Annotated in this window: 6 protein-coding genes; 4 read left to right on the forward strand and 2 right to left on the reverse strand. The window is 62.1% G+C overall.

Features of this window, described 5'->3' with window-relative positions; translation table 11 throughout:
• Nucleotides 1-181 precede the first annotated feature (181 nt).
• Together EOA85_RS26175 and EOA85_RS26180 are read right to left on the reverse strand one after the other, a co-directional pair.
• Complete coding sequence (locus tag EOA85_RS26175) at nucleotides 182-769, reverse strand: sulfocyanin-like copper-binding protein (protein ID WP_245486011.1); 588 nt, start codon at nucleotides 767-769, stop codon at nucleotides 182-184.
• Between the two features lie 244 nt (nucleotides 770-1,013).
• Complete coding sequence (locus EOA85_RS26180) at nucleotides 1,014-1,685, reverse strand: GntR family transcriptional regulator (protein WP_127211701.1); 672 nt, start codon at nucleotides 1,683-1,685, stop codon at nucleotides 1,014-1,016.
• A 144-nt stretch (nucleotides 1,686-1,829) separates the two neighbouring features.
• On the opposite strand from EOA85_RS26180, the gene EOA85_RS26185 reads away from it, so the two are divergent.
• From EOA85_RS26185 to EOA85_RS26200, 4 genes are all read left to right on the forward strand, one after another.
• Nucleotides 1,830-2,417, forward strand: a complete 588-nt coding sequence (locus tag EOA85_RS26185) for an amino acid synthesis family protein (RefSeq protein WP_127211702.1) — start codon at nucleotides 1,830-1,832, stop codon at nucleotides 2,415-2,417.
• Nucleotides 2,410-4,203: an alpha/beta fold hydrolase gene (locus EOA85_RS26190; protein ID WP_127211703.1), complete on the forward strand. Its 1,794-nt coding sequence runs from the start codon at nucleotides 2,410-2,412 to the stop codon at nucleotides 4,201-4,203. Before EOA85_RS26185 ends, EOA85_RS26190 begins: the two co-directional genes overlap by 8 nt.
• Before the next feature lie 6 nt (nucleotides 4,204-4,209).
• Nucleotides 4,210-5,262: an LLM class flavin-dependent oxidoreductase gene (locus EOA85_RS26195; RefSeq protein ID WP_127211704.1), complete on the forward strand. Its 1,053-nt coding sequence runs from the start codon at nucleotides 4,210-4,212 to the stop codon at nucleotides 5,260-5,262.
• The coding region (locus tag EOA85_RS26200) for an aldehyde dehydrogenase family protein (protein ID WP_127211705.1) at nucleotides 5,259-5,448 on the forward strand (190 nt) is incomplete at its 3' end. The genes EOA85_RS26195 and EOA85_RS26200, both read left to right, overlap by 4 nt.

Below are 5,448 nucleotides of genomic sequence, written 5' to 3' on the forward strand. Positions count from 1 at the left end.
ACCAGGCCGTACAGAATTGCCCTTGTAGTGACGAAAGCGCTGCCTCGCTGGTGGCTTGGCAAGCAGAAGCAGTTCTAACCTGCTCGGGCACGCCAATACTCTCGAGTTTCCAGATAAGCCGCCTTGGATTTGCATTGATCTCCACGACCACGCCATAATGCGCGGCTAGCTCGCATACCCCCTAAGGGCGCCCTGGAGGCTGCTCCTGCGGAAAATTGGTTTCGTCTATGATTGCCACGGCCTGTTTGATGCTGTCTCTCACCTCGAAACCGATCCAGTGTCCGTCCATCAGATGCGTTTGTCTGGCACAGGCGAGGAAATAGTTCCCGGCCTGCTGCGCAACAAAGTTGAGTTGCCTCCGCTCATTGATTTTAATTCCCTCCGGCGGATCGGTGTACACCCCCCAGATAGCATCCTCGGCCGTCAACTCCACTGGCATCTCTGACTGAGCGTAGACCCTGGTCACCATCAGGCTGTGCCGGAAAGACGAGGAGCCATTGATGAACTCGATCTCTACCGACCATTCTGCTGGCACGACGATGGTGAGATTGCCGCCCCAGTAACCGTTGAAGTCGATAATGTCGGTCCGGATGTTGTCCCTGCGATACCGCTCGACTTGGTTCCAATCGGCAACAATCTCTATGGCCACTGTCTTGGCTGCAGGATCGTTCTTGATCCAGCTCGGGACGAAAGGCTCCCCAGCCAGCGCAATTCCAGGCAATAATGCCAAGGCGACGGCGAGAAGGGCAAGGTGAGCAAAGCGCGCCATCGCAATCAGAGGCTCCTCCCGAGCGGAGCGGCCGAGCGCAAGCGACCGCCAATCGAGGTCGACCTGGCTTGTTCCCTAAGGAAGAGAATACGCTCGAAATAGCATCCACACCAGCAAACCCAGAGTGCGCTATCAGGAACAACGCCATTGTTGCTGCTATGTCATCGGGTTGGATGCGTGTTGGAATGCCTGCGGTGCGTCAATGCGAGGGCGACGGGCGATTCCCTAATGTGAAGTTTCTGCCTCAGCTATGGCGAAGGGTCTGTTGCGCAATTCGCCACGCCTGCTCCACATGTCGCCGGGCCGCGGCTTCGGCATCATCGCCGTTGCGCGACTTGATCGCGTTCATGATGTCGGTCATTTCGGCGATTGCGGCATCGCGACGATTCACCGAAGCGATCGTCATGGAACGCAGTTGGTTGATGCGGACGTTCAGGCCCTGGACGATCTCCCAGGCGATGCGCTTGTCGGCGGCATCGAAAAGCACTTCATAGAATTTTGTAGTCGCCCGCATCACCTCGATCGGATTGGCTGAGGCCCACGCCGTGAGCAGCACATCCAATGCGCCCTCAAGCGCGGCGATCTGGTCCTGCGTCGCCGTGAGCGCACAGGCACGCGCTGCGATGCCTTCCATCAGAGCGCGCAGTTCGTAAATCTCGTCGGTGCGGCTGAGATCTGGGCGGGCCACGGCAGGTCCGTGGCCAGGTATCATCTGGACAAGCCCCTCGGTCTCCAACTGCCGCAGAACTTCGCGCACCACCGAGCGACTGACGCCGAGCTGGTCGCAAAGCGGCCGTTCGACCAATCTTTCGCCGGGCTGGAAGTGAAACCCCATGATCGCGTCTCGCATGCGCTCCAGCGCCAGTGTTCTGAGCGTCTTGGTGGATCGTTCGATCCTGAGCGTGTCGTCGGCCAATTCTTCTCTCCCAGCATCCGCAAAGAAACAGATTCGACGATCCGTTGACAAGGGATTTGGTTTTCAGTAGTATGGTATACCATAAGATTGTCGCGGCAAAAGGAACTTTCCGGATGTCTCGCCCGATCCACCACCGAGGATTCGATGAAGCCGGCCATCCGAAAAATCGTCACCTATGTCGAGAACACGCTGATTGAAGGCGGCAAGATGGCTCCCCGGGCGCTGCGCCTGATCGGCGTGGCGGCAGTGCTCGACAATCCCTGGGCCGGGCGCGGTTTCATCGAGGACCTTTCTCCCGAGATCCGCGCCTATGCGCCGGTTTTGGGGGAGATGCTGACCCATGAAATTCTCGCAGTCGCGGGATCCGGCGAAGCGATCGAAGGCTACGGCAAGGCCGCAATATGCGGCACTTCGGGCGAGATCGAGCATGCCTCCGCGCTCATCCACACGCTGCATTTCGGCAACCACTATCGGCGTGCCGTCGGCGCCAAGACCTATCTTGCCTTCACCAACCTCCGTGGCGGGCCGAACACACCCATCATGATCCCGCTCATGGACAAGAACGATGAAGGCCGACGTTCGCACTACCTGACAGTGCATTTCCAGATCGGCGATGCACCGGCGCCGGACGAGCTGGTGGTGGCGCTTGGCGCCTCGATTGGCGGACGACCTCATCATCGCATCGGCGACCGCTATCAGGATCTCAAGGAGGTTGGCGACCTGCATGGCTGAGCTGACCGCCCCTGGCTGGCATCGCGGAACGGCGCCTGACGGCACTGGCTTCATCCGTGCCGGATTCGGCGCGCCGGTCCTCCTCATCCACGGCGTCGGCATGAATGCGGCGGTCTGGGGCCCACAGATCGAGCTGATGAAGGACAGATGGGATGTGATCGCGATCGACATGCTGGGACACGGGCGGTCGCCGCTACCACCCGAGGACGCCAGCCTTGCCGACTATGCCCGACAGGCGATCCGGCTTCTTGATCACCTTGGCTTGGGTGCCGTCTCAATTGTTGGCCATTCAATGGGGGCGCTGGTCGGGCAGGAAATCGCTCTCGATGCTCCCGAACGGGTCCGCAGCATCGTGTCGCTCAACGCGGTCTTTCGCCGCCCGGCGGCCCTTGCGCAGGCGGTGCGTGAACGCGCCGCCGAATTGAACGGCGCGGAAAACCCGTCAGGGACGGACGCAACGATCGCGCGCTGGTTCGGCAACCCGGTTCCCGACAGCCTGGCCGAGGCGGCAAGGACGACGCGCGCGGCATTGCAGAGTGTCAACTCCGAAGGTTATGCGCGCACCTATCGACTTTTCGCCCATGCCGATGCAGCGCATGGCGATCGTCTTTCCGGTCTTGCGGTGCCGGCCCTGTTCATGACCGGCTCGCAGGACAAAAATTCGTCACCTGAGATGTCGGCGGCGATGGCCCGCCTCGCGCCGCGCGGTCGCTGCGTCGTTCTGGAGAACGAACGACATATGATGGCCGTAGCCTCGCCAGAAATGGTCACACGGCGCATTGTCGATTTTCTCGAGAGCAACGACGGCGCAAGCACATCGGGGCGACCGGCGATGGACGCAGCCTTCGACGCCGGCGAATTCAGGCGGGCGCTCGGTTCCTTCCTGACCGGCGTTACCATCGTCACCGCGATCGGGCCGGAAGGAGAGCCTCGAGGCTTCACCGCCAATTCGTTTACATCCGTTTCGCTCGATCCGCCGCTTGTGCTGGTCTGCATCGCCAAGAAAGCGCTGGGTCATCCGGTGTTTTCGACCTCGAAGTGCTTTGCCATCAACGTGCTCTCGGAGGAACAGCGAGCCGCATCCGGCGTCTTCGCTTCGAAATCGCAGGACAAGTTTGCGGCTGTCGAATGGCGCTTCGGCCCGACCGGCAGCCCGCTGCTCGGTGGATCGGTGGCGACGTTCGACTGTGACATGGAGCAATTGGTCGACGCCGGCGACCATTCGATCCTCATCGGCCGCGTTCGCGAATTCGCCCACAATTCATCGCAGCCCCTCGGCTATTGCCGTGGCGCCTATGTCTCGCCCGGGCTCAGCCAGGAAGCGCTGGCGGCGGCGCCGCCCGACATGGAGGTCGGCGCCATCCTCGAAGATGACGGCCGCGTGCTGTTCTTCGAAACCGTAGACGGCTTTTTCGAACTGCCGGCGGGCCGAGGGCTGGGCTCGCCCGGCGACCCGCGAAGCCTCAGGGGACGCCTCGCTGCGAAAGCCATCGAGGCTCATCTCGGATTCCTGTTTGCGGTCTGGGACGACGCAGCAAGCCCACCGCGAACGCATGTCTACTACCGCGGCACGGTAGACGCGCCCCACTCCAGCGACGGCAAGGTCCGGCTCGTCGACATCGACAGGATTGCCGGACTGAACATCGCCGACGCTGCTGTGCGCTCGATGCTTGCCCGCTATGTTCGCGAATGTCGGGAGGATGCGTTTGGCGTCTATGTCGGCAACGAGGTCGAAGGTGAAGTCCGTCCGCTCGCCAAGCCGGCAGCCATGAACACTTCGGGGTGAACAGATATGAAGTTCTCGCTCTTCGTCCATATGGAACGCTCGGACCCGGCAAAGCCGCATGCCGAGCTCATCGACGAGCTTGAGGAACTGGTCGTGATGGCCGAGGCGGCAGGTTTCGAGACGGCCTGGATCGGCGAGCACCACGGCATGGAGTTCACCATCTCGCCAAACCCGTTCATCAACATCGCCTATCTCGGCGCCAGGACGCAGCGCATCCGGCTTGGCACAGGAACGGTCGTCGCGCCGTTCTGGCATCCGATCAAGCTCGCCGGCGAAGCAGCAATGACCGATGTCGTCACCGGCGGCCGGCTCGACATCGGCATCGCGCGCGGCGCCTACAGCTATGAATACCAGCGCCTGTTCCCGGGGCTCGACGCCTGGGGCGCGGGCCAGCGCATGCGCGAGGTCATCCCCGCTATCAAGGGCCTCTGGGAGGGCGACTTCGAGATGTCCGGGGAGTTCTGGTCGTTTCCCTCGACCACCTCGTCGCCCAAACCGGTGCAAAAGCCGCACCCGCCGATCTGGGTGGCGGCGCGCGATCCGAACTCGCACGACTTCGCCGTGTCCAACGGCTGCAACGTCCAGGTGACGCCGCTCGCCTCGGGCGACGACGAGGTAACCAGCCTGATGGAACGCTTCAACGCGGCGTGCGCGGCGCATCCCGACATGGCCCGCCCCGATATTATGCTGCTGATGCACACATTCGTTGCCGAGGACGCCGCCGATGCGGAGCAGCTGACCAAGGACCTGTCGCTGTTCTACTGCCAGTTCGGCGCCTGGTTCCAGAACAAGAAGCCGGTTCGCCAAGGCATATTGGAAGCGCTCTCCGACGATGAGATTGCGGCCATGCCGCAATATGCGCCGGACAAAATCCGACAGAACCTGGTGATCGGCGAAGCTGAAGAGGTGATCGCCCGGCTGAAGGCATATGAGGCGCTCGGCTATGACCAGTATTCGATCTGGATCGACAGCGGCCTGCCACATGAGCGCAAGAAGAAGTCGCTGCAGCTGTTCGTCGACAAGGTGATGCCGGCCTTCGCGGATGGGAGGCGGCAATGACCCTTGTGGCCTTCAGCAACTTCATCGATGGGGCGTTCGATACGCCGACCGCCACCTTCGAAAGCACTGATCCGTCCACAGGAGCGCCCTGGGCGACGATGCCAGCCGCGACCGAGGCCGATGTCGACCGCGCCGTCGAGGCGGCGCACCGGACGCTGCACTCGGCCGCGTGGGCCTCGCTGACGG

Source organism: Mesorhizobium sp. M5C.F.Ca.IN.020.29.1.1, assembly GCF_003997375.1.
Lineage (GTDB): Bacteria > Pseudomonadota > Alphaproteobacteria > Rhizobiales > Rhizobiaceae > Mesorhizobium > Mesorhizobium wenxiniae.

Bases quoted from the DNA above. Each gene is read 5' to 3' on its own strand.
- EOA85_RS26175 (WP_245486011.1), bottom strand. From the start codon at position 769: ATGGCGCGCTTTGCTCACCTTGCCCTTCTCGCCGTCGCCTTGGCATTA.
- EOA85_RS26185 (WP_127211702.1), top strand. From the start codon at position 1,830: ATGAAGCCGGCCATCCGAAAAATCGTCACCTATGTCGAGAACACGCTG.
- EOA85_RS26190 (WP_127211703.1), top strand. From the start codon at position 2,410: ATGGCTGAGCTGACCGCCCCTGGCTGGCATCGCGGAACGGCGCCTGAC.
- EOA85_RS26195 (WP_127211704.1), top strand. From the start codon at position 4,210: ATGAAGTTCTCGCTCTTCGTCCATATGGAACGCTCGGACCCGGCAAAG.